Here is a 26,071-nt window from a genome sequence, read left to right as displayed (position 1 = left end):
ATCAGGCGTTCGCCCCCACCGGCGACGCCACCGGCGTCCGTGTCCCGAAGCGTCGCTTCAGGTGCAACGCCGGCCGTTCGACCAGGAACCACGACGCCGCCGCGCACGCGAACGCCAGCAGGCTGCCGAACACGACGTTGTGCAACGGTCCGCCCGGCGATACATGCTGCACCACCTGCGCCGCGGGCCATCCGTAGAGATACAAGCCGTACGACAGATCGTGGTGCGCGATGCGCGGCCCGCGCGGCACGAACGCCAGCCACAACGTCCCGTACGTCACGAGCCCGAAGTAGGGCGCGACGAACCACGGCGTCCCGCGCAGCACCGCCGCGAGCACCAGCAACACGACGACCGGGATCCACGACACGCGCACGCGATCGCGCAACAACCACAACACGGTGCCGGTGGTGAAGCACGCCAAGCACCACAGGTCGTTCGCGAGCCATTCCGGCAGCGGCGCGCGCCAGAGCGCGAAGGCCACGATCGCCGCGAGCAACGCCACCCAGGCAACGACGTAGCGCCGCACCACGAGCATTCCGCACAACGACGCGCCCAGCAGCGCCAGGTACAGGCGCGCTTCGATCGGCAACGTCCACAGCGAGCCGTTCACCACGTCCGAAGGCTGGCCCGCGAACACGCCGGGCAACTGGTATTCCGCGCGCCACAGGCTCGCGTTCGACCACGCGTAACGCCACGTCTGTGCGGACCAGTACTCGTGCGAGGTCGTCAGCAGCGGCCCGAGCACGAACACCGTCACCGCCACGCACACCACCAGCGCCGGCAGGATGCGCAACGCGCGCGAGCCGAGGTAACCGCGCACGGTGTTGCGCTGCAGGCTGGCGGCGATCAGGAAGCCGCTGATCACGAAGAACATGTCCACGGCCAGCGCGCCGGCGAACTTGACCTGCGTCAGTTGCGCGACGACATCGCCGCCGGGCGCACCGGTGATCGCCCACGCATGGCCGTAGATGACCAGCCACGCCGCGACGAGGCGGATCAGGTTGAAATGGTTTTTCCCGCCCTCCCACGCCTGCCCGAGCGTGCGCGTCGACTCAAGCCCCACGCCAGCACCAATGCCAGGGCTCGTAGACGATGCCGTGCGGGTTGTCGCGCGGATAGCTCATCGTGAACCCGTGTCCGCCGGCGTTGTCCTGCAACCACGCGAACGCGCGCGTGGTTTCGAACGATTCCTCCGCCGGAGGCTCGCCGGGCGTGCCGATGTCGAGCGCGCGGCCGCCGTGGTGTTCGCTGTAGCCGGGCGCGGCGTTGACGGTGAGGATCTCGTCCACCGTCTGCCCGCGCGCGCGTTTCCGTTCGAAGATGCCGAGCTGGTAATCGTGGCTGCGATACCCGCTGATCGCCTCGAGCACGATGTCGTTGCGCATCGCGTCGGCCTGCATGTGCTGCCACGCGCGCGCGGCGCCGGGCAGCAGCCACAACGGGCGGCGATACCGATCGAAGCCGGCGAAGCCGAGCAATTCCGGTTCGGCGACGAGGGGCAGGCCGGTGCGTTCGCCGTACGCATCATCCAGGCCGAGCGCATCGAGGTGCTCGCGCAAGCGGGACAGCGGCAACGTGTGCACGCGATCCACGCCGGGATGCGCGTGCGAGGCGGCGTGGGTGTCGAGTGCGTCGAGCGCGTCGTCCAGGCCCGGTTCGCGATGCAGCGCGTGCACCAGCGGCATCAGGCCTTCGGGCACCTCGGCGGCGAGATAGCGGCCGTCGGACTTGCGGCGCAACACGCGCGTGGCGCGCGACAGGATCCGCTGGTCGTGGTTGCTGCGCGCACGCAGCAACCCGCCGGGCCAGAGCTCGATGTCGGGCGTGTTGATCAGGACCCTGGCGACGCTGCGCATGCGCCAAGGGTACCGATGCGCTCAGCGTGAGCGCCAGCCCCAGACGGCCAATGCAGCCGCAAGCACGGCAACGACCCACGATGCGACGACCGGGACGGCACGGCCATCGATCGAGACGGGCAGGGCGGCGACGGCGCGAAAGGCCTGGAACAGCGCCACCAGCGCGAAGATGGTGGCCGAAGCGGTGGCGTAGGTGCGATGCGAGGCGTTCATCATGGCGATGGGCTCCGGCTTGTAATGGGCGCGTTACAGCGGTTTCTTGAGATACAGCTGCACGGGCTTGAACGGGTGCGTCTGCAACACCGCCACCAGTTCCCAGCCCTGCAGGCCCAGTTGGGTGAGGCGTTCCTGCACCATCTCCGGCTTCGTGCCGAAGAAGGCCTTCACCTCCACCACCTGGTAACTCCAGCGATCACTCGCCATCTTCGTTCTCCGGTTCCGGCGGCGGCGCCGGGAGGCGCCCCGCCTTGCGCAAGGCATCGCGCAGCACGTATTCGATCTGCGCGTTCAACGATCGCAACTCATCGTCCGCCCACCGCTGCGCGGCGCCGAGCACGTCGGCGTTGATGCGCAGCGGATAGGCTTTCTTCTCCGCCATCTCAGCCGCGACGCTTGCGGCGCAGGTAGTACGTGCCGGCGGCGGCGACGACCACGATGATCAGGATTGCAGTCATTTCAGTGTCCTTCGATTAGTACAACGTGCCGGCATTGACGATCGGCTGCGTCGAGCGCTCGCCGCACAGCACGACCAGCAGGTTGCTGACCATCTGCGCCTTGCGCTCTTCGTCCAGGTGCACCACGCCGTTCTTCTGCAGCTCGGCGAGCGCCATTTCGACCATGCCCACGGCGCCGGCGACGATGCGCGTGCGCGCGGCGATGATCGCGTTGGCCTGCTGGCGCTGCAGCATCGCCTGTGCGATTTCCGGCGCGTAGGCCAGGTGGCTGATGCGTGCGTCGAGCACGGCGACGCCGGCGTCGGCGAGGCGTTCGGTGAGTTCCTGCGCCAGGTGCTTGCTGATTTCCGCGGCGTGGCTGCGCAGCGCGAGCTGGCCTTCTTCGTGCTGGTCGTAGGGATAGCTGGTGGCCATCGCGCGCAGGGCCGATTCGGTCTGGATGTGCACGAAGGTTTCGTAGTCGTCGACGTTGTACACGGCTTCGGCCGAATCGACGACCTGCCACACGATGACGGCGGCGATCTCGATCGGGCTGCCGTCCAGTTCGTTGACCTTGAGCTTGCCGCTCTCGAAGTTGCGCACGCGCCCGCTGACTTTCTTCTTGGCGAAGAAGGGGTTGTTCCAGCGCAGGCCGTTGTCGCGCACCGTGCCCACGTACTTGCCGAACAGGCTCAGCACCGCGGTCTGGTTGGGCTCGACCATGTACAGGCCGAACAGCGACACGAACGCGACCACGTTGATCAGCAGCCCGCCGACGATGAAGGTCGGGGCGCCCATGCGGATGCCGTTGAGGATCAGGTAAGCGCCGAACAGCAGGACCAGGAACAAGCCGAGGAGCATCGGGATGCCGGGGGCCGAACGGATGGGGTTCTCTTTCATCGAAGGTCTCTCCGCCCCGGGATGGGGCGCGAGCGATGTGATATCACTCTGATATCAACCTCGCAAGCGGAGGCCGACGAGCGGCAGCGGGATCAGGGATCCGCGGGCAGGTAGACCAGGGGCGCCGGGCTGAACTCGCCGGTCGCCAGCAGGCCCTTGCCGTCGGGCATCCACGCCAGCGCTTCGGCCTGGTGCAGCCACGGCAGCGGCTCGGTGCGCGGCGCATGCCCCACGGCCTGCGCCCACGATTGATGGGCGGCGCGGGGATAGAGCCAGAGGCGGTCGTAGGTGAGGATCGCGAGCGTGCGGTCGTCGGGCGAGAGATCCGCCGCGGTGACCTGGCGGCCGAGGGCCGTGCGACGTTTGTCGGCGTCGGTGGCTTTGGGGCCGTCCGGCGCGGCGGGCGGCGGCGTGAGCAATGCGATGCGACGCGCCACGACGAGGCCGCGGCCGGGGCGCAGTGGCAACGCGAACAGTTCGGGCGGATTGCGCTTCTTCGACACCAGCAACACCGTGCCGGTCGCCGCGTCGACGGTCACCGCTTCGCAATCGCGCGGGCCGTCGGGCCACTTGAACGCGATGGACCACGCGGGCTTGAGCGTCGCGCCGTCGACGAGGCGATCGGGCTCGGGCACCACGTGCAACTGCAGTGAGCGGCGCAGGCCGCCGTTGTCGCCGGTGTCGGCGATCAGCAGGTAGCGCTTGCCTTCCCAGGCGAACGCGGCGAGGTCTTCCCAATCGGTGTTGTGCACGCCGCTGATCGTGACGGTGGCCTTGCGCGTGCCGCGCCGCGACACCGCGTGCAGTTGCGCCGGATTGCCGCCGTCCTGCAACAGCCAGAACGTGTCCTTGAACCGCCCCGATGCGGCAAGACCGCTGGTTTCATCCAGCGTGCCGTCGAGCAGCACGCCGGACAGCCGCGGTTGCTTCGCGTCGCCCCCGCAGGCGGCGAGCATGCACGTCAATGCGAAGGCGGACAGGGCAGGCAGCAGGCGCATGCGCCACAGGATCGCACGGGCCGCGCGGGTACACTACGCGCCCTGCCGATCGCCGAGAGTTGTGCATGCGCCTGGGAACGCCGTTGTCGCCATCCGCCACGCGCGTGTTGCTCCTGGGCTCGGGCGAGCTGGGCAAGGAAGTCGCGCTGGAACTGCAACGCTTCGGCGTGGAAGTGATCGCCGCCGATCGCTACGCCAACGCCCCGGCGATGCAGGTCTCGCATCGCGCCCACGTGCTCGACATGCTCGACGGCGCCGCGATCCGCGCGCTGATCGAAAAAGAGCAACCGCACATCGTGGTGCCCGAGATCGAAGCGATCCACACCGCCACGCTGGTGGAGATCGAACGCGAAGCCGCGAACGGTGCGCGTGGTGGGCTGCGGGTCATTCCCACCGCACGCGCCGCGCGATTGACGATGGATCGCGAAGGCATCCGCCGCCTAGCCGCGGAAACGCTCGGATTGCCGACGTCGCCGTATCGCTTCGTCGATACGTTCGAGGATTACGCCGACGCCGTGCGCGCCGTCGGTTTGCCGTGCGTGGTGAAGCCGGTGATGTCGTCGTCCGGCAAGGGGCAGAGCACGTTGCGCAGCGACGCCGACATCCGGCCGGCGTGGGACTACGCGCAGACGGGCGGCCGTGCAGGCGCCGGCCGCGTGATCGTCGAAGGCTTCATCGATTTCGAATACGAGATCACGCTGCTCACCGTGCGCCACGCCGCGGGCACCGCGTTCTGCGAACCCATCGGGCACCTGCAGCGCGATGGCGACTATCGCGAAAGCTGGCAGCCGCAGGCGATGTCGCAGCGTGCACTCGAGCGCGCGCAGGACATCGCACGCGCGGTCACCGACGACCTCGGCGGCTGGGGCGTGTTCGGCGTCGAGCTGTTCGTGCGCGGCGACGAGGTGTGGTTCTCCGAAGTCTCGCCGCGTCCGCACGACACCGGCCTGGTCACGCTCGCCTCGCAGGATCTCAGCCAGTTCGCCCTGCATGCGCGCGCCATCCTCGGCCTGCCGATCCCCGCCATCCGCCAGCTTGGCCCCACCGCGTCGTGCGCGATGCTGGCCGTCGGGCATGGCGTGCCCGTGTTCGATGGCGTGGAGAACGCGTTGAAACAAGCCGATACCGCGCTGCGCCTGTTCGGCAAGCCGCGGGTCGAAGGCCACCGCCGCGTGGGCGTCACCCTCGCGCGCGGCACCGACATCGAGGATGCCCGCAGCCGCGCGCGCGACGCTGCCGCCGCGATCACGATCTCACTGGAATAATCGGCCCATGAACGAATCCGAAGGCTACGTCGTGTACCTGTTCCCCGCCGCGCTCGAAGCGCTGGGCGAGGCGATCAAGCCCTACCTGCGCGAAGGCCCGGGCGGCGAACACATCCTGTGCCACGAGATCGACACCGCCGGTTCCCTGATCGAGATGACGATCCAGGCCGCGACCAACGAAGGGAATTCGGTCGCGCTGGAACTGATGGTGCCGCAGCAGATGGTGCGGATGATCGTGTCCGCGCGCAGCGACGCCGCATTCGGGTTCAGTCCGCGCGTCGCGCCGGCGTTGATGACGTTGCCGCCGATGCCGCGTTCGGCGCCGAAGACCGACGCGCCTGCGCAAGCGGCGCCGCCTCCGGCGGAAGCGCCCGCGGCGAAGACCGAAGCGCCGGCCGCCACGTCGCAAGCCAACCTGCCGCCCGAAGGCTAGGCCGCGTCCTCGCGCATCGGTTGCCAGGTGCGCCCGTCGAAAGCCTCGAGCGGACGGAAGCGCCGCTTGTAATCCATCTTGTCGTGGCCATCGATCCAGTAGCCGAGATACAGATGGTCGCGGCCATCGCGCTTCGCCCATTCGATCTGGCGCAGCAACGACAGCGTGCCGAGGCTGCGTTCCGGCAGGTCCGGGTCGAAGAAGGTGTACACGGCCGACAACGCATGGTCGACCACATCGGTGATCGCCACCGACAACAGCCGACCGGGGCCGGGCCCGTCGTATTCGCGCAATTCCATGAAGCGCCCGTGCGACCAGCTGCCGATCAGGAACTGGTCGAACTCGATGCCGCCGTGTTCGTCCATGCCGCCGCCGCGATGGCGGGCGCGCAGGTAGCGCTGGTAGAGCGCGAGTTGTTCGTCGGTGCGCTCGGCCGCGACGATGCGCGCCTGCACGTGCGCGTTGCGCGCCAGGCATTTGCGCTGCGTGCGGTTTGGATGGAATTCGGCGATGGGGATGCGCACCGCGACGCACGCGCGGCAGCCCTGGCAATGCGGGCGATACACGATGTCGCCGGAACGGCGGAAGCCCCAGCCCAGCGCCATCGGATACAGCTGGGGCATGCGCGGGTCGCGCGGATCGAGCACGAGGTCGCGCGCGATGCGCGTGGGCCAGTACCCGCACGCGTGGTCGCCGGTATGGAAGACGCGGAGCTCGTCCTGTTCCGGGGAAGTGTTGGCACCCATGGGGCGAGCATAGCGCCTGCGCGCGTGCGTTTTTGTCGCGCGTTCGTCACGCGCGAGTGCCAAAACGGCGTCTAGAAGGCAATCCGGCCCGACGCCATCAGACCGCCGATCAGCCCGCCGAAACCGCCCAGCGCACCGACCACCATCCCGAGGTGGCACTGCCACCGTTCGCGGCGCCGGCGCTTCGCCGCGAGGACCGGATCGCGCTGTGCTTCCAGCGCATGCCGGCGCGCCATCGCGCGGCGCTGCACCACGGCGGTCTGCCAGAAGATGATCGCCATGAACACGGCGGTGACCAGCACCGGCAGCACCCAGCCGCGCGTCCCCGCGGCCAGGGCCAGCAGCGCCAGCACGTAACCGATGGACGCGCCGACGTTGACCATCGCCGAGCGCACCAGCGCCGTGCGTTCTTCGTCGTCGATCGCTTCGCGCAACTGGCGGCGCAGGCCCCAGGCGATCGAGGCGAGCGCGGCGAACGCGGCGATGCCGATCGACCCCGCGGCGCCCAGCAACACCTGGCCGAGCGTCTTCGCACCCACGGCCGTCGCGCCCGCGCCCAGCATGCCCGCCGCCGCGGCCGGCGGGCTGGCGGTCATCAATGCGCCGGTCACGATCGTCGCGAACGCCGCCGCCGGCGCCGAGCCCTGCGCGAATTCGCCGAAGCGCGCGAGCAGGTCGGTGCGCAGCGCTTCCCGCGCGCGCGACAGGCGCTTGCGCACCGCCGCATCCGACAAGCCCAGCAGCGCGGCGACCTGCTGCGATCGCTGGCCTTCGCGGTAATAGAGCAGCAAGGTTTCACGACTCTCGGCCGGCAACGCGGAGATCAGGTCCGCCGCGGCGGCCGCGCGTTCGGCATCGATGAGCGCATGCATCGGCGACGGGCCGGGATCGGCGGCCGCGGCGATCGCGGCGTCGGCATCGTCCACCGGGCGCGGGCCGCGGCCGTTCGCACGCAGGTGGTCGCGCGCGAGGTTGCGCGTGATCTGGCGCAGCCACGGCAGGAAGCTGTCGGGGTTGTGCAGGCGGCGCAGTTGCTGCCAGCCGCTGAGGAAGGCGTCCTGCGCGATGTCCTCGCTCGCCTGCACGTCGCGCACGATCGCCAGCGCGATCGCGGTGACGGTGTTCTGGCAGGCCGCGACGATGCGGCCGTAGGCATCACGGTCGCCCTGGCTGGCGGCGGGCAGGTCGCGGCGGATGACGAAATCGGCAGTGGTGGCGTTCATGGCCACAAGGACGTCGCCGGGCGCCGGATGTGACATCACTGCACCGACAGGATCCGCACCACGTGCCAGTCCGCTTCCTGGCGGCGCACCAGCAGGCTGCGGACCTGCGTGCTCGCGCGGCCCTGGCCGTCGGCGCTGGTGACCGCGAGGTCGACCGTGCCGGTGCCCGACCCGTCGGTGCGGTAGCCGCGCACGTCGAGGGTGAGCGTCGCCGCGTCGGCGGTGCGCGTGCAGTCGAACGCCAGGCCGGTGCGCTTCAGCGGTGCGAGCATCTCGTCGCTCGCGGCCACGCCATCGATGCGCAGGCAGGCGACGTGCGTGTCGTGGATGGCGAGTTCGGTGGCGGCCAGCGTGGTGGCGAGGACGGGCGGGGTGTCGACGGGGTAGGCGCCGGGGACCGGCTCGGCGGGTTTCGCCGTGACGGTGGTCGCCGGCGCTGTGCGCTCCGCGGGCAGGAACAACCCGTGTCCGTCGACCAGTTTCGGCGGCGTCGCCGTCGAAACCTTTGCATTGCGAGTCGCCGTCCACGCCAGCGCCACCGCCGCCACGATCGCGATCAGCAACGCCACCTTGTAACGGAACGCGCGCTTCGTCGGCGCGGCCTTGGCGGCGAATTCGAGGGAATCCCCATGCACGGACGGCGCGAGGAAACTGTCCGTGCCCGTGCGCGTGGAGCCCAGCAATCCGGCTTCGCGCAGCAACTGGCGCGCGCGCGGCTGGTCTTCCGACTTCACCACCCACACCGCGGGGATCGGGCCGCTCTCGTCGTCGCGGTACGTGCGGCGTCCGCCCCAGCCGCCCTTGTAGGAACGGCCGTGCGTGATGCGCACTTCGATGTCGTGTTCTTCGAGGAACTGCGCGATGCCCTCGACGTTTTCCATGCGCGCGCTGGCGAAGACCTGCCGCATCTCAGCCCTTCGCCTCGACGACGCGGATCAGGCCTTCCTGCGCGGTGCTCGCCACGAGCTTGCCGTCGCGATCGAAGATCTGCCCGCGCGCCAGGCCGCGGCCGTCCTGCGCACTCGGGCTGTCGATGGAATACAGCAGCCATTCGTCCGCGCGGAACGGGCGGTGGAACCACAACGCATGGTCGAGTGAGGCCATCAGCACGTTCGGCTGGTAGTAGCTGATGCCGTGCGGGAACGTGGCCGTGCCGAGCAGGTGGAAATCCGACGCGTACGCAAGCAGCGCGCGATGCAGTTCCGGCGCATCGCCCACGCGTTCGGACAGGCGGAACCACACGTGCTGGTAGGGCGGGCGCTTCGGCGGATTGAGTTCATCGCGCGGATACACGTGGCGGAATTCGAACGGCCCGCGGCGCGAGAGCCAGCGCTGCACCTTCGAAGGCAGCTTCGAGAGCTGGTCCTGCGGCAGGTCGGGCGTGGGCACGATGTCTTCGGGCTTGGGGACCTCGGGCATCGACAACTGGTGTTCGCCGCCGCGCTCTTCCTTCTGGAACGAGGCGGCGAGGAAGAAGATCGGCTGCCCGTGCTGGACCGCGGTGACGCGCCGCACGGAGAAGCTGCCGCCGTCGCGCGTGCGGTCCACCAGGTACACGATCGGCGCGTCGATGTCGCCGGCGCGCAGGAAATACGCGTGCAGCGAATGCGCGTTGCGCGGGTCGTCGGCCGACGCCATCGTGGCCTGCGCGGCCGACAGCGCCTGGCCGAGCACCTGCCCGCCGAAGACGTACTTGGTGCCGATGTCGCGGCTCTGGCCGCGGAAGAGGTTGTCCTCGAGGCGTTCGAGGGACAGCAGTTCGATGAGTTCGGAAACGGGGGCGGTCATGCGGGGAAGTCTACGGACTTTCGGCGTGCAACCGCTCCAGCGGGACCTGCTGCAGCACCCGCGCCCACGGGAACAAAGGGCCCGGATCGCGCTTGCGCCGCACCTGCCGTGAAGGGTCGTCTTCCGCAGCGACCTCGGTGGTGTCCAGGTCTTCGTGCCCGGCGATGAACTTCAGCGACGGGTGCTCGCGCTGCAGTTGCTGCAGCAGGCGCACGAGCGCGGCGATCTGCGCTTCGGTGTATGGCTCGTCCATCCCCTGGTGCGCCGCATCCAGCCAGCGCGGATATCGCCCCGTGTTCACCAGTTCGATCCCGATCGAGCGCGGGTTGTATCCGCGCGTGTGGTTGGCCACGCGCAGCGGTTCCACCCAGCGTTGCACCGTGCCATCGCGATCGATGTAGTAATGGCCGCTGTTGCCGGTGCCCGAGCCCGCGTACAGCACGCGCTCGCCGTATTCGCGCGCGGTGGCCAGGTCCGGCAGTTCCGTGCAATGCACCACCACCAGGTCCAGTTGCGCATCGCTGCGCGCGTCCAGGCGTGCTTCGTAGGGCAGGGGACGGGTCTGCATCGTCTGGTCCGGGTCGGGTGGAGGCATGGCCCACATGCCCGCGATGCTAGCATCGGCCGCTTTCCCGCCACGGCGCCGGAGTTGACGCAATGGCCACGCTGCCCCCACCGGGTTCGGAACTCGGAAAACTGATGGCCACCCTGCCGCGCGCCGGTCGCGTGGAATGGATCGGCCTGCGCCCGAAGCGCGCCGTCCCGATGCACGAGACCGACCACGCGCAGGCCAACACCGGCCAGGGCCTGGTCGGCGACCGCTACGCCAGCGGCAGCGGCAAGCGCGGCGTCACGCTGATCCAGGCCGAGCATTTGCCGGTGATCGCGGCGTTGTCCGGCCACGACGCCGTGTCGCCCGCGACGCTGCGCCGCAACCTCGTCGTCTCCGGCATCCCGCTGGTCGCGCTGAAGGGCCGCCGGTTCCGCGTCGGCGACGTGGTGCTGGAAGGCACCGACAGCTGCGATCCGTGTTCGAACATGGAAAAGGCGCTCGGCCCCGGCGGTTACAACGCGATGCGCGGCATGGGCGGCTTGTGCGCGCGCATCGTCGAAGGCGGCACGCTGCGCGTCGGCGATGCGGTGGAAGCGCTGCCGCAACCCGGCGAGGACGCGTGATGCCGGGCCACTGCATCCTGTCGCACGGGTTCGAAAGCGGGCCGGACGCCACCAAGGTCACCGCGCTCGCCGTCGTCGCCGAACGCTTCGGCTGGACCTGCGAACGCCCCGATTTCACCGACCTCGATGCGCGCCGCGACGTCAGCGACCTCGGCGACGTGGCCGCGCGCGTGCAGCGGTTGCTCGCGCTCACGCGCAGTGCCGCGTCGAAAGGGCGCGTCGTGCTCGCCGGCTCCAGCCTCGGTGCGTGGATTTCCGGGCGCGTGTCGTTGCAGGTGCCGGTCGCGGGCCTGTTCCTGATGGCGCCGCCGATCCTGCTCGATCCCGCGCATCCCTTCGATGCGGCCGACGTGCCCACCTCGATCCTGCACGGCTGGGACGACGAACTCATCCCCGCCGCCGAAGTCGTCGCGTGGGCGCGCGAACGCCGCGCCACGCTGCAACTGGTCGACGACACGCACCGGTTGTCCGCGCACGTCACGGCCAGCGCCGAGGCGTTCGGCGCCCTGCTGGCGAAACTTTGAGATGAAATTCTTCGCAAGCTGCGGCAAGGGCCTGGAATACCTGCTCGCCGACGAACTGGTCGCCCTCGGCGCCACGCGCGCCACGGCGACGATGGCCGGCGCCAACGTCGAAGGCACGCTCGAAGACGCGCAACGCGCCGTGCTGTGGTCGCGCCTGGCGAGCCGCGTGTCGTGGCCGATCGCCGAATTCGCGTGCGCCGACGAACACGCGCTGTACGCGGGCGTGGCCGCCATCGATTGGGAAACGCACCTCGGCCCCGGCCACACGATCGCGGTGGATGCGCATGTGTCCGGCGAAGCGCTCACGCATGCGCGCTATGCCGCGCAACGCGTGAAGGACGGCATCGTCGACGTGCTGCGCGAGCGCACCGGCGCGCGGCCGGACGTGGACGTGGAATCGCCCGACGTGCGCGTCAACCTGGTCGTGCGCAAGGGCAGGGCGATCGTGTCGATCGACCTCGGCGGCGGCCCGATGCATCGCCGCGGTTGGCGTCGCGCGCAGGGCGAAGCGCCGCTGAAGGAAAACCTCGCGGCCGCCGTGCTGCTGCGCGGCGGCTGGCCGCAGGCGTACCACGACGGCGGCGCGTTGCTGGACCCGATGTGCGGCAGCGGCACGCTGCTGATCGAAGGCGCGCTGATGGCGGCGGATGTCGCGCCCGGCTTGCAGCGCCATGGCGGGTCGTTGCCGACGCGCTGGCGCGGGTTCGATCCCGAGGCCTGGGCGCGCTTGCGCGACGAGGCGATCGCACGTCGCGACGCAGGCCTGTCGGGCTTGCCTCGCGCGATCTCCGGCCGCGACATCGATCCGCGCATCCTGCGTGTCGCGGAAGACAACGCGGAGGCCGCAGGCGTCGCGCACGCGATCGACTGGGCCGTGTCGTCGATCGAAGCTTTGACGCTCGGCGACGCGCCCGAACGCGGCGTCGTCGTCTGCAACCCGCCGTACGACGCGCGCCTGGCCGCCGATCCCGCGCTGTACCGCGCGCTCGGCGATGCGTTGCGCCGCACCGTCCCGCAATGGCGCGGTGCGTTGTTGTGCGGCGACGACGAACTCGCGCGCGCCACCGGCCTGCGCGCCGCGAAGCGCTACCAGCTGTTCAACGGCGCCATCGAGTGCACGCTGATCGTGTGCGATCCGGTCGCACCGCCGCAGCGCGCGGCGGATGCACCGGCGCCGGTGTTGTCGGAAGGCGCGCAGATGGTCGCCAACCGCCTGCGCAAGAACCTGAAGAAGCTGAAGGCCTGGCGCGAGCGCGAGAACGTCGATTGCTATCGCGCCTACGACGCCGACCTGCCCGAGTACGCGGCCGCGATCGACGTCTACACCGAAGCCGATTCGCGCAACGCGTGGCTGCACGTGCAGGAATACGCCGCGCCCGCCGAGATCCCGGAAGCCACCACGCGCAAGCGCCTCAACGACCTGCTGGCCGCGGCGCGCGAGGTGTTCGGGATCCCGAAGGACCGCATCGCGCTGAAGACGCGCAGCATCGGCAAGGGCGGCAGCAAGTACGGGCGGTTCGATCGTCGCGGCGAAGTGCTCGTCGTGCGCGAAGGCGACGCGCGCCTGCGCGTGAACCTGTTCGATTACCTCGACACGGGCATGTTCCTCGACCACCGCCCGCTGCGCCTGGAGTTCGCGCGCATCGCGCAGGGCAAGCGGTTCCTCAATCTGTTCTGCTACACGGGCGTGGCCACGGTGCAGGCCGCGCGCGGCGGCGCCGACAGCACGACCAGCGTCGATCTGTCCGGCACCTACCTGCAATGGTTGTCCGACAACCTGCAGGAAAACGGCATCGGCGGCGGTCGCCATCGCCTGGTGCAGGCCGATGCGATGCAGTGGCTGCTGTCCGATCGCGGGCACTACGACGTGATCTTCTGCGACCCGCCCACGTTCTCCAATTCCGCGCGCGCCGCCGACTTCGACGTGCAGAAGGAACACGTGCGCATGCTGCGCGCCGCGATCGCGCGGCTGGCGCCGGGCGGCGCGTTGTACTTCTCGAACAACTACCGCCGCTTCAAGCTCGACACCGAAGCGCTGGCCGACGTGGCGGAGATCGAAGACATCTCGCCCGCCACGATCCCACCGGACTTCGCGCGCGACGCGCGCATCCATCGCTGCTGGCGCCTGCGCCGCTGGGGCGCGTACTGATGAACGCCGCGCACGCGAGCTGGTGGGCGCTGTTCCGGCAATGGCTGCGCAATCCGTTGCGCACCGCGGCCGTGGTGCCCTCCAGCCGCGAACTCGCCGCGGCGATGGTCGCCGAACTCCCACCGGGCACCGCGCGCGTGATCGAACTGGGCGGCGGCACGGGCGCGTTGACGCGCGCGTTGCTCGCGCACGGCGTGCATGGCGACGCGCTGCTGGTGCTCGAACTCAACGAGGAACTGCACGCGCACCTGCACGCGCGCTTCCCGGCCGTGCGTGTCGAACTCGGCGATGCCCGCGACCTGCCCGGCATCGCGGAGCGCACCGGTTACCTGGCCGCGGGCCCGGCGGACGCGATCATTTCCGGCCTGGGCCTGCTGACGATGCCGGCCGAGCTGCAGCGCGCGATCGTGGCCGCGGCCTTCCAGTGCCTGCGCCCGGACGGCCGCTTCATCCAGTTCACCTACGGCCCGCAGGCGCCCATCGGCGATGCCGTGGCCGCGGAACTGGGCCTGCAGGTGCGGCGCGGCACCTTCATCCTGCGCAACGTGCCGCCCGCCACCGTGTACGTCTACGAGCAGGCGCGTCGCGGCTGACACCCTGCGTTCCAGCGGTGCGGCTGGTCCCGGCCGCCCGCCGCCACCATCGTTCCGGCTTCGCAACGAAGGAGGTCCCATGTCGACCACGACCGCTCCCACCCACGCCCGCGTCGCCCGCAAGCTGCGCGGCCGCCCCGCGTCCGACGGCGCCGGCGTCAAGCTCACGCGCGTCATCGGCTCGCCCGAACTCGACATGCTCGATCCGTTCCTGCTGCTCGACGAATTCGGCACCGACAAGGCCGAGGATTACCTCGCCGGCTTCCCCGACCATCCGCATCGCGGCTTCGAGACCGTCACCTACATGCTCGATGGCCGCATGCGCCACCGCGACAACCACGGCAACGAAGGCCTGCTGGTGCCCGGCAGCGTGCAGTGGATGACCGCGGGCCGCGGCCTGGTGCACAGCGAGATGCCCGAACAGCAGGAAGGCCGCATGCGCGGCTTCCAGCTGTGGGTCAACTTGCCGAAGGCCAACAAGATGGATGCGCCGCAGTACCAGGAGTTCGCGCCGGACCACATTCCGCAGGTGCAGCCGGCCGCGGGTGTCAGCGTGAAAGTGATCGCCGGCGACGTCGATGGCACGCGCGGTCCGATCGCGCAGCCGGCGACGGATCCGGTGTACCTCGACATCGCGCTCGATGCAGGCGTCGCCTGGACGCACGCGTTGCCCGAAGGCCACAACGCGTTCGCGTACGTGTTCGAAGGCGACGCGACGGTGGGCGAGGGCGAGGATGCGCGTGCGCTGGCGTCGCAGGAACTCGCGGTGCTGGGCGGCGGCGATGTGTTCGCCGTGCGCGCCGGTGCGCAGGGTGCGCGGTTGATCCTGGTGGCGGGGCGCCCGCTGCGCGAACCGGTGGCGCGTTACGGCCCGTTCGTGATGAACACGAAGGAAGAGATCATGCAGGCGTTCGTGGACTTCCAGGAAGGGAAGTTCTAGCGCTCAGGCAACGGAATGAATTCCGTCTCCCCGTCGATCTTCCCGAAGCGATCCTCGAGCCAGTCCTGCTTCGCCTGCTCGATCCGCTCCTTCGAGCTGCTGACGAAGTTCCACCACATGTGGCGCGGCGCATCCAGCGGTTCGCCGCCGAAGAGCATCGCCTTCAGCGGCGTCGTCGCGCGCAGGCGATGTCGCACGCCCGGATCCAGCAGCACCAGGTGCTGCACGGGGATGTCCGCGCCATCCAGTTGCGCGTTGCCGTCGAGCACGTAGAGCGCGCGCTCGGCGGCACGCGCGTCGATTTCCAGTTCCGCGTCGGGTGCGAGATCGACCGCGACGTTGAACGTATCGGCGAACACCTGCACCGGCGATTCCTCGCCGAACGCACGGCCCGCGATCACGCGCAACGTGGTGCCCGGGGTTTCGATGCGCGGCAACGCTTCCGCCGCATGGTGGAAGAACGCCGGATCGGTTTCTTCATGGCTGCGCGGCAACGCGACCCACGTCTGCATGCCATGCACGGGATGCGGCGCGCCGCGCACGTCGAGCGGCGTGCGCTCCGAATGCGCGATGCCGCGGCCGGCCGTCATCCAGTTGACGTCGCCGGGCGCGATGTCCTGCACGTTGCCCAGCGTGTCGCGATGGCGGATCGTGCCGGCCCACAGGAACGTCACCGTCGCCAGGCCGATGTGCGGGTGCGGGCGCACGTCGATGCCGCGGCCCGGTTCGAACAGCGCGGGCCCCATGTGGTCGACGAACACGAACGGCCCGACGCTGCGCGCCTGGATCGACGGCACCGCGCGGCGCACCTGGAAGCCGCCCAGGTCGTGCACGCGCGGGGCGACGATCGTGGTCATCGGTCGATGCGCACCGTCACCTTGGGCGCGTCGCCGAAGGTGAGCTGTTCCACCGTGAGCTTCCACGCGCCGATCGGCTTCGTCGGCGCTTCCGGCAGGTTGGGCGTGACGGTCGTGGCGGTGCCGCCCGCGGGCGTGAACGCGAATTCGATGTCGGCGTCGCCGGCGCGGATGCACTGCACCTTCGGCGGGCAACGCGAATCCTGCGGCACGGAGACGAACTGCAGCGTCGCACCATCGGACAGGCGCACGCTTTCGCCCTGCGCCATCGCCGTGGATTGGCCCGAAGCAACGGTGCGCATGCTGGATTCCTCCGGAGGCGTGGTCGTTCCCGCCGTGCTCGCGCAGGCGCTCATCGCAGTGGCAATCAGGACGGCGGCAGTGAGGGAACGCAGCATCGGGTGACTCCGTGTCGGGATGTACGGCCGAGTCTAGCGCTCACTCGTGTGAAGCCGTGTCGGGGTGCCCGGCGCGGCGCGAGGCCAGGCGCATGGCCAGCCGGATGGGTTCCGGCAGGCGGTGCGCGCGCGTGTAGCGCATCACCAGGTCCGCGGTGGAGGCCATCGCGATGCGGTGCCCGGGCGAGACCGTCACCGGCTGGCAATGCAGCTTGCTGCGCAGCATCCAGCCGATCTGTTCGCCGCGCTCGCGCAGGGGCGTGTAGGCGCCGCGCACCTGTTGCAGCGCCGCCGAATTGCCGGTCGGCGCCTTCGTCGCCACGCCGAGCGCGGGCACGCCCGTCGCGACGCCGAAGTGCGAGGCGATGCCGAAGCGCTGCGCATGCGCGATGCCGGCGCCGGAGACCATCGCCACGTCCGGCAATTGCGACAGGCGTTCCAGCACGTCGAGCAACGGCGGCAGTTCGCGGAAACTCAGCAGGCCCGGCACGTAACGCATCACCGCCGGCATCTCCACGACCTGCGCATCCAGCACGTCGAGGTTTTCCGAATCGATGAGCACGCCGGCCGCGTGCGCGATCGCACCGTCGCCGGAAAACCCGACCGCGAACCCGCCGATCACGCGCAACGGCTTGGTGAAGCCATCGCGCAGCACGACCTGCGGCGCGAGCATCGCCTGCAGCGCGCGTGCGCCTTCGATGGTGCCGTCCCAGGCCGGTGCGGTCATGGGTTCAGCGCATCCAGAAGAACAGGGCGAACGCGGCGATGCCGAGGTAAAGCAGGAGGTTGAGCAGGTTGCCCGTGCTGCTGCCGGGCACGAGCACGGCGCGCGCCGGGTTGCGCGGATCGTAGTGGACGTCCACGTCCTCGCCGGCCTCCAGGCCCGCGAGCAATTCGCTCGCTTCCTCCAGCGGGATCCAGAGCGTGCCGCGGTAACTCAGGCGAGAGGATTTGTACCAGCGCGCGCCCACCTTGTAGTGGTAGCGCACGTTGGCCGAGTGACGATCGCCTTCTTCTTCGTCGAATTCGATCGGCAGCGTCGCTTCGTCGATCCACGCCTGCGTGAGCTTGCCGGTCGTGCGCTGCCAGCGCATCGCCTCGATGCCCAGGTGGATGCGCCAGGCTTCGTACGCGGCCAGCGCCAGCCCGACGAGGGTGACCATCAGGTAGAAATTCTGCATCCCGGGCATGCGGCGCGCTCAACGGCTGGACCGGGCCGCATCATGCGACGCGGCGCCGCGTGGCGCAAAGGCGCGCGCGTCAGGCCGCACGGCGCAGCGCCACCAGCAACCCGCGCGCGGCCTGCACGCGCGCGGCGGCGTCGGGCAGGTCGAGCTTCAGGCGCAGCTTGTCGGGCCCATCCATCGCGTAGTGCTGCGGTTGCTTCTGGATCATCTGGATGACGGTCATCGGGTCGACGTCGGGCTTCGACTCGAACTGCAGGCGGCCGCCGGTGGGGCCGAGGTCGAGCTTGCGGATGCCGATGCGCGTAGCGTCGAGCTTGAGCTCGGCGATCGCGAACAGGTGCTTGGCCGCATCGGGCAGCAGGCCGAAGCGATCGATCATCTCCACCTGCAGGTCGCGCAGCTCGTCCGCGTTGCGCGCGCTGCTGATGCGCTTGTACAGCGTCAGGCGCGCGTGCACGTCCGGCAAATAATCGTCGGGGATCAGCGCGGGCACGTTGAGCACCACGTCGGCGCCGCGATGTTCGAAGTTCGGATCCTCGTCCGGCAGCTTGCCTTGCTTGATCGAACGCACCGCGCGCTCCAGCAGCTCGGTGTAGAGGCTGAATCCGACTTCGGCCATCTGGCCGCTCTGGTCTTCGCCGAGCAGTTCGCCGGCGCCGCGGATCTCGAGGTCATGCGTGGCGAGCGTGAAGCCCGCGCCCAGCTCGTCCATCGAGGCGATCGCTTCCAGGCGCTTGCGCGCATCGCTGGTGATGCTGCGGTTGTCCGGCACCACCAGGTACGCATACGCGCGATGGTGCGAACGCCCGACGCGGCCGCGCAGCTGGTGCAGCTGCGCCAGGCCGAACTTGTCGGCGCGGTTCATCACGATGGTGTTGGCGTTGGGGATGTCGATGCCGGATTCGATGATCGTCGTGCACAGCAGCACGTTGAAGCGCTGCTTGTGGAAGTCGAGCATCACGCGTTCCAGTTCGCGCTCGGGCATCTGGCCGTGGGCGATGCCGATGCGGGCCTCGGGCACGAGTTCCTGCAAATCGCGCTGCATGCGGCCGATGGTCTCGACGTCGTTGTGCAGGAAGTACACCTGGCCGCCGCGCGCGAGTTCGCGCTGGTGCGCTTCGCGCAGCATCGCGCCGTCCCACGGCGTCACGAAGGTCTGCACCGCGAGGCGATGCGCCGGCGGCGTGGCGATGATGGAGAGATCCCGCAGGCCGGCCATCGCCATGTTGAGCGTGCGCGGGATGGGCGTGGCGGTCAGCGTGAGCAGGTGCACGTTGGCGCGCAGCGCCTTCAGTGCTTCCTTCTGGCGCACGCCGAAGCGCTGTTCTTCGTCGACGATGACCAGGCCGAGGTCCTTGAACCGCACGTCGCCCTGCAGCAGGCGATGCGTGCCCACGATGACGTCGATCTTGCCTTCGGCCAGCTTCTCCAGCTCGCCCTTGATTTCCTTCGTGCTCTTGAAGCGCGACAGCACTTCCACGCGCAGCGGCCAGTCGGCGAAGCGGTCGCGGAAATTGCGGTAGTGCTGTTCGGCGAGCAGCGTGGTCGGCACCAGCACCGCGACCTGCTTGCCCGCGGCAGCGGCGACGAACGCGGCGCGCACGGCGACTTCCGTCTTGCCGAAGCCCACGTCGCCGCACACCACGCGGTCCATCGGTTGAGAAGAACCGAGGTCGCGGATGACGGCTTCGATCGCGGCGTGCTGGTCCGGCGTTTCCTCGAACGGGAACGTCGCCGCGAACGGTTCGTACATCGCGCGATCCACCTGCAGGGCCAGCCCAGCGCGCGCTTGGCGCTTGGCCTGGATCTCCAGGAGTTCGGCGGCGACGTCGCGCACTTTTTCCGCGGCCTTGCGCTTGGCCTTCGTCCATTGCTCGCCGCCGAGCGAATGCAGCGGCGCGGTTTCCGGCGAAGCGCCGGAGTAGCGCGAGATGCGGTCCAGCTGCGCGACGGGGACATAGAGGCGGTCGCCCTTCGCGTATTCGATCTCGAGGTATTCGCCGGGCGTGCCGCCGGCTTCCAGCGTGACCAGGCCGCGGTACCGGCCGACGCCGTGGTCTTCGTGGACGATCGGTGCGCCTTCGGTGAGTTCGCCGAGGTCGCGGATGATCTGTTCGGGTTCGCGGCCGGCGCGCTTGCGGCGGCGCGGTTGCGATGCGCGATCGGGGAAGAGCTGGCGTTCGGTGAGGACGACGAGTGGGGCACCGCCGGTGACATCGGCGTCCAGGGCGAAGCCGTCCTCGAACGGCGCGACGGCGATGGCGAACTTCGCGCCGTCGCCGTTGAACGTGGCCCAATCCGGGATGACATCCGGATGCAGGTTCGCCGCGTGCAACACATCGAGCAACGCTTCGCGCCGGCCCGCAGAATCGGCGGCGATCAGCACGCGCCCCGGATAGGTCGACAGGAACGACTTCAGCGCGGCCGCGGCTTCACTGTCGCGGCCGACCAGCGGGACGTCCGGCGCGGGTTGCGTGCCGAGCGACTGCGCCTGCGCGGCCTTCGCTTCTTCGCCGCCCACCACGTCGACGCGCGGGATCGCGTTCAAGGCTTCGCGCAAAGCCTGCGGCGAGAGGTACAGCTCGGCCGGCGGCAGCAGCGGGCGTTCGATGTCGTGGCGGCGTTGTTCGTAGCGCTCCGCGGTCTGCGCCCAGAACGCTTCGGCACACGCGAGCGCGCCATCGGTGACGATCGGCAAGGCGGTCTTGCCGAGGTAATCGAACAGCGTCGCGGTGGCGTCGAAGAACAGCGGCAGGTAGTACTCGATGCCGGCCGGCGCCGCGCCCGCCTTCAGGTCCTGGAACAGCGCACTGCGCCGCGTGTCGATGTCGAAGCGGTCGCGCAAGGCCTGCATCGCGCGCTTGGTGGCGACCTCGTCGAGCGGGACTTCGCGACCGGGCAACAGCTGCACGGCATCGACCTTGTCGAGCGAGCGCTGGGATTCCGGATCGAACGCGCGGATCGAATCGATCGCATCGTCGAACAGTTCGACGCGATACGGTTCGTCGGCGCCCATCGGATACACGTCGAGCAAACCGCCGCGCACGGCGAAATCGCCGGGATCGAACACCTGTGGCACGTTGCGGTAGCCGGCGGCAATCAGGCGCTGCTTTTCGGCATCGAGATCGAGCGTCTGGCCCACGCGCACGTCGAACGTATTGCCCACCACGTAGCGCAGCGGCGCGAGGCGTTGCTGCAGCGTCTGCACCGGCACGACGAGGATGCCGCGCTTGAGCGTGGGCAGGCGGTGCAACGCGGCGAGGCGCTGCGACACGATGTCCGGGTGCGGGCTGAACTGGTCGTACGGCAGCGTTTCCCAATCGGGGAAGGGCAGCACGGGAATCGACGTGTCCTGCGCGAGGAGCGTGCGCAGGTCGGATTCCAGCTGGTGCGCGCCGTGGTTGTCCTTCGCGATCGCCAGCACCAGGCCGTCGTGCACGCGTGCCGCCTGCGCAATCGCCCAAGCCAGGCCCGACGGAGACGCGGGCGCGCGCCACCAGGCGCGTGCGTGGCCGGAACGGGGCAGGGGCGGCGAAATCGATTCGGTCATTGGGTCTCACGGAATGCAGTGCACCGCCGGACGCGCGTTCGCGCCCAGCGGAAAGGTCGGCAAGTCTAATCCCCCCGAATCGCGAATCCTGCGATCAGGCGGCCTGCGGCTGATCGTGCAGGTGCGAATCGCGGCCCGTCAGGTCCAGCACCACGCGCACGAGGCCGGGCTGGTCGGTGGGTTCGCGGTGGAAGCCCAGCGACTGCGCCAGCGCGAGCATCGGCAGGTTGTGCTCGAGCACGTCGCCGCACAGGCGTTCGAGCTTGCGGCCCTTCGCCCAGCGCACGAGGCGGCGCATCAGGTGGCGCCCCAGGCCCATGCCGGCGATGTAGTGGCTGACGAGGATCGCGAATTCGGCCTCGCGGCCGTTCTCCGAGATCGCCGCGCGCGCCACCGCGCCCACCAGGGCTTCGCCCGGCGGCAACGGCTCGGCCGCGACCAGCGCGAACTCGCGCTTCGCGTCCGGGCGTGCAAGCTTCTCCGCCATCTCGGGCGTGAGCTCGTTCACCGCGGCGAGGAAGCGCTGCCGGATTTCATCGGGCTCCAGCAAGCCGAAGCCTTGTCGCAAGGGCGCTGCGTCCGCCGGCCGGATGGGCCGGATCAGGACCTCGCGCCCATTGCTGAGCCGGAGTTGTTCGTGCCACGGGGGGAGTCTGTTTCTGGCCGCCATTCAGGGAGCCTGCCATCACACAGGTGACGGGAAGCTCTAGACGCCCCGTCGAAATGTGAAGACTTAAGGATGTGAAGGCGCTTGCTAGACTGCGCGCCCCCACGTTCGGACGGACCCACGATGGCTGGCAGCGGCGATTCCTCCCGCGCGATCCTGTTTGCGCTCGGCGCCAACTTCGCGATCGCCTGCGCCAAGGGCGTGGCGGCGTTCTTCACCGGCTCCAGCGCGATGCTGGCCGAGACAGTGCACTCGCTCGCTGATTGCGGCAACCAGCTGTTGCTGCTGCTGGGCATGAAGCAGGCGCGGCGCCCGGCCTCGCCGGACTATCCGCTCGGCTACGGCAAGGCCATCTATTTCTGGTCGTTCCTGGTCGCGCTGATGCTGTTCTCGGTGGGCGGCATGTTTTCCGTCTACGAGGGCTGGCACAAGCTGCACGCGCCCGAACCGCTGAAGCAGTGGTGGTGGGCGGTCGGCGTGCTGGTGTTCGGCATCGTGGCCGAAAGCGTTTCGATGCGTGCGTGCCTGGTGGAAGTGGACAAGGCGCGCGGCGACCGCAACCTGTGGACGTGGTTCCGCGAGAGCAGGCAGGCGGAACTGGTGGTGATCTTCGGCGAAGACCTGGCGGCGCTGTTCGGCCTGGTGTTCGCGTTGATCGCGGTGGTGTTGTCGGTCGTGACCGGCAATCCGATCTGGGATGCGATCGGCACGATCGCCATCGGCGTGCTGCTCATCGTGGTGGCGGTGTTCGTCGCCATCGAGGTCAAGGCGCTGCTGATCGGGCAGAGCGTGGATGCCGCGGTGCAGGCCGAACTGCGCGCGTGGCTCGAGAGCCAGCCGCAGGTGCGCAAGGTGATCAGCCTGATCACGCTGCAACTGGGCAACGACGTGATGGTGTCGGTGCAGGCCGAGATGCTGGAACGGCCGTCGTCGCGGGAACTGATCGAAGACATCAACGCGATCGAAGCGGCGATGAAGGCGAAGTACCCGGCGGTGCGCTGGAGCTTCTTCGAACCCGAGTTCGGCGACGCGCGCGGGCACGACGACCAGGATTACGCGGCGCGACAGCCGGGCTGAGGCGTCAGGCGGGTTCGCGCAGCCATTCCACGCGCCACCCGCCACGGCCTTCCTCGCCGAGCGCATCGGCGAGTTCGTGCAACGCCGGCTTCAGCGCGGCATCGAGTTTCCACGGCGGGTTGAGCACCAGCAGGCCGCTGCCGTTCATGCGCAGCGGCGAGTCTTCGTCGCGCACGCGCAGTTCGGCGATCAGCGCGGACTTGGCGGGCAACAGGCCCGCCGCGCGATGGAACGCGTGCAATGCACGACGCACCTTGATCGGATACCACAGCACGTACGTGGCCTGCGGCCAGCGCGCGATGGCATCGCGCAACGCGGCCAGCGCGGTGTCGAATTCCTCCATCTGCGATTCGTACGGCGGATCGATCAGCACCAGCCCGCGCGCGATGCGCGTGCCGTCGCCGCCGCGCGGAGGCAGCAGCGCCTTCATCGCGGCATAGCCGTCGCGCTGCTGCACGGTGACTTCGGTGTGCTGCTCGGGCGTGCGGTCGAGGAAGTTGGTCTTGAGCCACGCGAACTCGTCGGGCTGGATCTCGCAGCACACCAGGCGGTCCTGTTCGCGCAGTGCGTTGGCGAGCAGCCAGGGCGAGCCCGGGTAGCTGTTGGCGCCGTGGGCGGCGCGGCAGGCATCGATGGCCGCCAGGTACCGTGCGATCGCCGGGGCCCGTGCCGCGCGCAGGCGCCCGATGCCGCCTTCGGCCTCGCCGGTGCGCTTGGCGGCCTCGGCATCGAGCTTGTAGCGCCCGCGACCGGCATGCGTGTCCAGCGCGAAGCAGGGCGCCGGCTTGGCGACCAGGGCATCGCACAGCGCCAGCAACACGACGTGCTTGAGGACGTCGGCGTGGTTGCCGGCGTGGAATCCGTGGCGGTAGTTCATGGCTCGCAGCATACCGGGCGGGCCGCTATCCTCCCCGCATGCATGTCCTATTGGCCGAAGACGAGACCGCCATCGCCGACACCGTGGCCTACGCGCTGCGCGCGGACGGCTTCGAGGTGCGCCACTGCCTGACCGCCGGCGATGCCCTGCGCGCGCACCGCGCCTCGCCGTTCGCGCTGGCGATCCTGGACGTCGGGCTGCCCGATCTCGACGGATTCGCCCTGTGCCGCGAACTGCGCCGCGACGCCGACCTGCCCGTGATCTTCCTCACCGCGCACGCGGCCGAGGCCGAGCGCGTGCTCGGGTTCGAACTCGGCGCGGACGATTACGTGACCAAGCCGTTCTCGCCGCGCGAACTCGTCGCGCGCGTGCGCGCGGTGCTGCGGCGTGCGCAGGCCGCACCCGCGGCGGCGGCCCCCGATGCCACCTTCGAACACGACGCCGAAGGCCATCGCATCCGCTATCGCAGCGCGTGGCTCGACCTCACGCGCTACGAATATGGCTTGCTGGCCGCGCTGCTGCAACGGCCCGGCGCCGTGCTCACGCGCGCGCAGCTGATGGATCGCGTGTGGGGCGATGCGCTGGAAAGCGGCGACCGCACGGTGGACACGCACATCAAGACGTTGCGCGCCAAGTTGCACGCGGTGACGCCCGACGACGATCCCATCCGCACCCACCGCGGCCTCGGTTACTCGCTGGCGCCCTGACGCATGCGCATCGGGCTGCGGATCTTCCTCGGCTACTTCGCGATCGTGGCACTGGCCGCGTTGTTGCTGGCACGGGTGTTCGTCGCGGAAGTGAAGCCGGGCGTGCGGCAGGCGATGGAAGACACGCTGGTCGATACGTCCAACGTGCTCGCGGAGCTGGCCACCGATGATTTCCTCGCCGGCCACATCGCCGACGGGCGCTTCGCGCAGCGCGTGCAGGAATTGCACGGCCGCGATTTCGGCGCGGGCATCTGGGGCTTCGACAAGCGCGCGAGCAGCTATCGCATCTACGTGACGGATGCGCGCGGGATCGTGGTGTTCGACAGCGCCGGGCGCGATGTCGGCAAGGATTTCTCGAAGTGGAACGACGTGTACCTGACGTTGCGCGGGAAGTACGGCGCACGCTCGACGCGCAGCGATCCGAACGACGATGCGTCCACGGTGATGCACGTCGCCGCGCCGATGCGCGATGCGAACGGCCGCATCGTCGGCGTGCTCACGGTGGCCAAGCCCAACCAGGCGCTCGCGCCGTTCATCGCGCGCAGCCAGGCCACGGTGATGCGCTGGGGCTGGGTGCTGATGGGCGTGGCGCTGGTGATCGGCGTGCTGATGGCGTGGTGGTTTTCATCGCAGCTCGGTCGCCTGCGCCGCTACGCGCACGCGGTGACGGCGGGCGAGCGCGCGACGGCGCCGAAGGCGGCGGGAGAATTCGGCGAACTCGGCCAGGCGCTGGAAACGATGCGCACGCGCCTGGAGGGCAAGCAGTACGTCGAGCAGTACGTGCACAGCCTGACGCATGAAATGAAGAGCCCGCTCGCGGCGATCCGCGGCAGCGCGGAGTTGCTGGAGCAGCCGATGTCCGATGCGGACCGCGCGCGCTTCGCGACGAGCGTGCGCGTGCAGAGCGAACGCCTGGCGCAGATGATCGACAAGTTGCTGGCGCTGGCGGCGGTGGAGCATCGGCAGCACCTGGAGACGAAGGAACGCGTGGACGTGGTGGCGATCGCCGGGGAAGCCATCGCGCATTGCGAGTCGACGCTCGCGCAGGCCGGGGTGACGGTGCTGCGCGAAGGCGACCCGGAGGCCTGGATCGACGGCGATGCGTTCCTGCTGCGCCAGGCGCTGGTGAACCTGGTGGAGAACGCGGCGGATTTCGCGCCGGCGGGCAGCGCGATCGTGGTGCGCATCGTGCGCGAAAGCGATCGCGTGCGCGTGGAAGTCGCCGATCGCGGGGAAGGCGTGCCCGAGTACGCGTTGCCGCGGGTGTTCGAGCGGTTCTATTCGCTGCCGCGGCCGGCGGGCGGGAGCCGGAGCAGCGGGTTGGGGTTGTGTTTCGTGGCGGAGGTGGCGGGGTTGCATGGGGGGGCGGCGACGTTGGCCAATCGCGAAGGCGGCGGGGCGATCGCTTCGTTGGAAATTCCGGCGAGCTGAGCGTCCCCCTCCCGGCCTCCTCCGCGAGCGGGGGAGGAGAAAGCAAGCGACTTCACCTTCGCCTCACCGTCGCGCC

Annotated in this window: 29 protein-coding genes; 10 read left to right on the top strand and 19 right to left on the bottom strand. The window is 69.5% G+C overall.

What is annotated here, in order from left to right; all coding sequences use genetic code 11:
- Position 1 precedes the first annotated feature (1 nt).
- The 7 genes from LYSCAS_RS01660 to LYSCAS_RS01630 all read right to left on the bottom strand — a co-directional run bounded on the left by LYSCAS_RS01660 (position 2) and on the right by LYSCAS_RS01630 (position 4,407).
- Positions 2-1,063 (bottom strand): acyltransferase family protein, encoded by a 1,062-nt coding sequence (locus LYSCAS_RS01660; protein WP_213435311.1) that lies wholly within the window; start codon positions 1,061-1,063, stop codon positions 2-4.
- Positions 1,053-1,856 carry a M15 family metallopeptidase gene (locus tag LYSCAS_RS01655; protein WP_213435310.1) on the bottom strand — a complete coding sequence of 268 codons (804 nt, stop codon included), beginning with the start codon at positions 1,854-1,856 and terminating at the stop codon, positions 1,053-1,055. Before LYSCAS_RS01655 ends, LYSCAS_RS01660 begins: the two co-directional genes overlap by 11 nt.
- A 21-nt stretch (positions 1,857-1,877) precedes the next feature.
- On the bottom strand, positions 1,878-2,072 hold the full coding sequence (locus LYSCAS_RS01650) for a hypothetical protein (protein ID WP_213435309.1): 195 nt from the start codon (positions 2,070-2,072) through the stop codon (positions 1,878-1,880).
- Positions 2,073-2,102: 30 nt separating this feature from the next.
- Entirely contained in the window at positions 2,103-2,279 is a 177-nt protein-coding gene (locus LYSCAS_RS01645; RefSeq protein WP_213435308.1) for a DUF4177 domain-containing protein, read from the bottom strand.
- Entirely contained in the window at positions 2,269-2,454 is a 186-nt protein-coding gene (locus tag LYSCAS_RS01640) for an Arc family DNA binding domain-containing protein (RefSeq protein WP_213435307.1), read from the bottom strand. The genes LYSCAS_RS01645 and LYSCAS_RS01640 overlap by 11 nt, the downstream gene beginning before the upstream one ends.
- A gap of 91 nt (positions 2,455-2,545) precedes the next feature.
- Complete coding sequence (locus tag LYSCAS_RS01635) at positions 2,546-3,409, bottom strand: SPFH domain-containing protein (RefSeq protein ID WP_213435306.1); 864 nt, start codon at positions 3,407-3,409, stop codon at positions 2,546-2,548.
- Positions 3,410-3,501: 92 nt separating this feature from the next.
- Positions 3,502-4,407, bottom strand: coding sequence for a hypothetical protein (locus LYSCAS_RS01630; protein ID WP_213435305.1), 906 nt, complete (start codon positions 4,405-4,407; stop codon positions 3,502-3,504).
- 65 nt (positions 4,408-4,472) lie between these two features.
- On the opposite strand from LYSCAS_RS01630, the gene purT reads away from it, so the two are divergent.
- Positions 4,473-5,672 carry a formate-dependent phosphoribosylglycinamide formyltransferase gene (gene purT, locus LYSCAS_RS01625; protein ID WP_213435304.1) on the top strand — a complete coding sequence of 400 codons (1,200 nt, stop codon included), beginning with the start codon at positions 4,473-4,475 and terminating at the stop codon, positions 5,670-5,672.
- A gap of 7 nt (positions 5,673-5,679) precedes the next feature.
- The gene (locus tag LYSCAS_RS01620; RefSeq protein WP_213435303.1) at positions 5,680-6,105 is read left to right on the top strand and encodes a hypothetical protein; all 426 of its coding nucleotides are present in this window, start codon (positions 5,680-5,682) and stop codon (positions 6,103-6,105) included.
- Here the strand turns inward: LYSCAS_RS01620 and LYSCAS_RS01615 are convergent.
- The 5 genes from LYSCAS_RS01615 to LYSCAS_RS01595 form a co-directional block, all read right to left on the bottom strand.
- Complete coding sequence (locus LYSCAS_RS01615; protein ID WP_213435302.1) at positions 6,102-6,851, bottom strand: arginyltransferase; 750 nt, start codon at positions 6,849-6,851, stop codon at positions 6,102-6,104. The genes LYSCAS_RS01620 and LYSCAS_RS01615 overlap by 4 nt on opposite strands.
- A gap of 71 nt (positions 6,852-6,922) precedes the next feature.
- Complete coding sequence (locus LYSCAS_RS01610) at positions 6,923-8,074, bottom strand: RNA polymerase sigma factor (RefSeq protein ID WP_213435301.1); 1,152 nt, start codon at positions 8,072-8,074, stop codon at positions 6,923-6,925.
- A gap of 35 nt (positions 8,075-8,109) precedes the next feature.
- Complete coding sequence (locus LYSCAS_RS01605; RefSeq protein ID WP_213435300.1) at positions 8,110-8,982, bottom strand: hypothetical protein; 873 nt, start codon at positions 8,980-8,982, stop codon at positions 8,110-8,112.
- Position 8,983: 1 nt separating this feature from the next.
- The gene (gene tesB, locus LYSCAS_RS01600) at positions 8,984-9,862 is read right to left on the bottom strand and encodes an acyl-CoA thioesterase II (RefSeq protein ID WP_213435299.1); all 879 of its coding nucleotides are present in this window, start codon (positions 9,860-9,862) and stop codon (positions 8,984-8,986) included.
- 10 nt (positions 9,863-9,872) lie between these two features.
- A complete protein-coding gene (locus tag LYSCAS_RS01595) occupies positions 9,873-10,430 on the bottom strand; it encodes an N-acetylmuramoyl-L-alanine amidase (protein WP_244858619.1) in 558 nt (185 codons plus the stop codon).
- Positions 10,431-10,519: 89 nt separating this feature from the next.
- Between LYSCAS_RS01595 and LYSCAS_RS01590 the strand changes: the two genes are divergently transcribed.
- The 5 genes from LYSCAS_RS01590 (at position 10,520) to LYSCAS_RS01570 (ending at position 15,244) form a co-directional block, all read left to right on the top strand.
- On the top strand, positions 10,520-11,038 hold the full coding sequence (locus LYSCAS_RS01590) for an MOSC domain-containing protein (protein WP_213435297.1): 519 nt from the start codon (positions 10,520-10,522) through the stop codon (positions 11,036-11,038).
- On the top strand, positions 11,035-11,562 hold the full coding sequence (locus tag LYSCAS_RS01585; RefSeq protein ID WP_213435296.1) for an alpha/beta fold hydrolase: 528 nt from the start codon (positions 11,035-11,037) through the stop codon (positions 11,560-11,562). Before LYSCAS_RS01590 ends, LYSCAS_RS01585 begins: the two co-directional genes overlap by 4 nt.
- A gap of 1 nt (position 11,563) precedes the next feature.
- Positions 11,564-13,711, top strand: coding sequence for a bifunctional 23S rRNA (guanine(2069)-N(7))-methyltransferase RlmK/23S rRNA (guanine(2445)-N(2))-methyltransferase RlmL (gene rlmKL / locus LYSCAS_RS01580; RefSeq protein ID WP_213435295.1), 2,148 nt, complete (start codon positions 11,564-11,566; stop codon positions 13,709-13,711).
- Positions 13,711-14,304 carry a class I SAM-dependent methyltransferase gene (locus tag LYSCAS_RS01575; RefSeq protein WP_213435294.1) on the top strand — a complete coding sequence of 198 codons (594 nt, stop codon included), beginning with the start codon at positions 13,711-13,713 and terminating at the stop codon, positions 14,302-14,304. Before rlmKL ends, LYSCAS_RS01575 begins: the two co-directional genes overlap by 1 nt.
- A 79-nt stretch (positions 14,305-14,383) precedes the next feature.
- Positions 14,384-15,244, top strand: a complete 861-nt coding sequence (locus LYSCAS_RS01570) for a pirin family protein (protein ID WP_213435293.1) — start codon at positions 14,384-14,386, stop codon at positions 15,242-15,244.
- Here LYSCAS_RS01570 and LYSCAS_RS01565 read toward each other — a convergent pair.
- From LYSCAS_RS01565 to LYSCAS_RS01540, 6 genes are all read right to left on the bottom strand, one after another.
- Positions 15,241-16,101: a pirin family protein gene (locus LYSCAS_RS01565; RefSeq protein ID WP_213435292.1), complete on the bottom strand. Its 861-nt coding sequence runs from the start codon at positions 16,099-16,101 to the stop codon at positions 15,241-15,243. The two genes, LYSCAS_RS01570 and LYSCAS_RS01565, sit on opposite strands and share 4 nt — an antisense overlap.
- The gene (locus LYSCAS_RS01560) at positions 16,098-16,403 is read right to left on the bottom strand and encodes a hypothetical protein (protein WP_213435291.1); all 306 of its coding nucleotides are present in this window, start codon (positions 16,401-16,403) and stop codon (positions 16,098-16,100) included. Before LYSCAS_RS01560 ends, LYSCAS_RS01565 begins: the two co-directional genes overlap by 4 nt.
- Positions 16,404-16,539: 136 nt before the next feature.
- Entirely contained in the window at positions 16,540-17,226 is a 687-nt protein-coding gene (locus LYSCAS_RS01555) for an endonuclease V (RefSeq protein ID WP_213435290.1), read from the bottom strand.
- A gap of 4 nt (positions 17,227-17,230) precedes the next feature.
- Positions 17,231-17,680 (bottom strand): DUF3592 domain-containing protein, encoded by a 450-nt coding sequence (locus LYSCAS_RS01550; protein ID WP_213435289.1) that lies wholly within the window; start codon positions 17,678-17,680, stop codon positions 17,231-17,233.
- A gap of 79 nt (positions 17,681-17,759) precedes the next feature.
- Positions 17,760-21,236: a transcription-repair coupling factor gene (gene mfd, locus LYSCAS_RS01545; RefSeq protein WP_213435288.1), complete on the bottom strand. Its 3,477-nt coding sequence runs from the start codon at positions 21,234-21,236 to the stop codon at positions 17,760-17,762.
- 94 nt (positions 21,237-21,330) lie between these two features.
- Positions 21,331-21,906, bottom strand: coding sequence for a GNAT family N-acetyltransferase (locus tag LYSCAS_RS01540; RefSeq protein WP_213435287.1), 576 nt, complete (start codon positions 21,904-21,906; stop codon positions 21,331-21,333).
- Between the two features lie 120 nt (positions 21,907-22,026).
- On the opposite strand from LYSCAS_RS01540, the gene LYSCAS_RS01535 reads away from it, so the two are divergent.
- Positions 22,027-22,980 carry a cation diffusion facilitator family transporter gene (locus LYSCAS_RS01535; protein ID WP_213435286.1) on the top strand — a complete coding sequence of 318 codons (954 nt, stop codon included), beginning with the start codon at positions 22,027-22,029 and terminating at the stop codon, positions 22,978-22,980.
- Between the two features lie 4 nt (positions 22,981-22,984).
- Here the strand turns inward: LYSCAS_RS01535 and LYSCAS_RS01530 are convergent, their stop codons facing one another.
- On the bottom strand, positions 22,985-23,857 hold the full coding sequence (locus tag LYSCAS_RS01530) for a 23S rRNA (adenine(2030)-N(6))-methyltransferase RlmJ (protein ID WP_213435285.1): 873 nt from the start codon (positions 23,855-23,857) through the stop codon (positions 22,985-22,987).
- 38 nt (positions 23,858-23,895) lie between these two features.
- On the opposite strand from LYSCAS_RS01530, the gene creB reads away from it, so the two are divergent.
- Both creB and creC read left to right on the top strand, forming a co-directional pair.
- Complete coding sequence (gene creB, locus LYSCAS_RS01525; RefSeq protein ID WP_213435284.1) at positions 23,896-24,564, top strand: two-component system response regulator CreB; 669 nt, start codon at positions 23,896-23,898, stop codon at positions 24,562-24,564.
- A 3-nt stretch (positions 24,565-24,567) separates the two neighbouring features.
- Positions 24,568-25,995 carry a two-component system sensor histidine kinase CreC gene (gene creC, locus LYSCAS_RS01520; RefSeq protein WP_213435283.1) on the top strand — a complete coding sequence of 476 codons (1,428 nt, stop codon included), beginning with the start codon at positions 24,568-24,570 and terminating at the stop codon, positions 25,993-25,995.
- Positions 25,996-26,071: the final 76 nt, after the last annotated feature.

The sequence above is a fragment of the Noviluteimonas caseinilytica genome, assembly GCF_018406605.1.
Classification (GTDB): domain Bacteria; phylum Pseudomonadota; class Gammaproteobacteria; order Xanthomonadales; family Xanthomonadaceae; genus Noviluteimonas; species Noviluteimonas caseinilytica.
The sequence above is the reverse complement of the archived record's forward strand: the minus strand, read 5'-3'. Positions and strand labels throughout refer to the sequence as shown.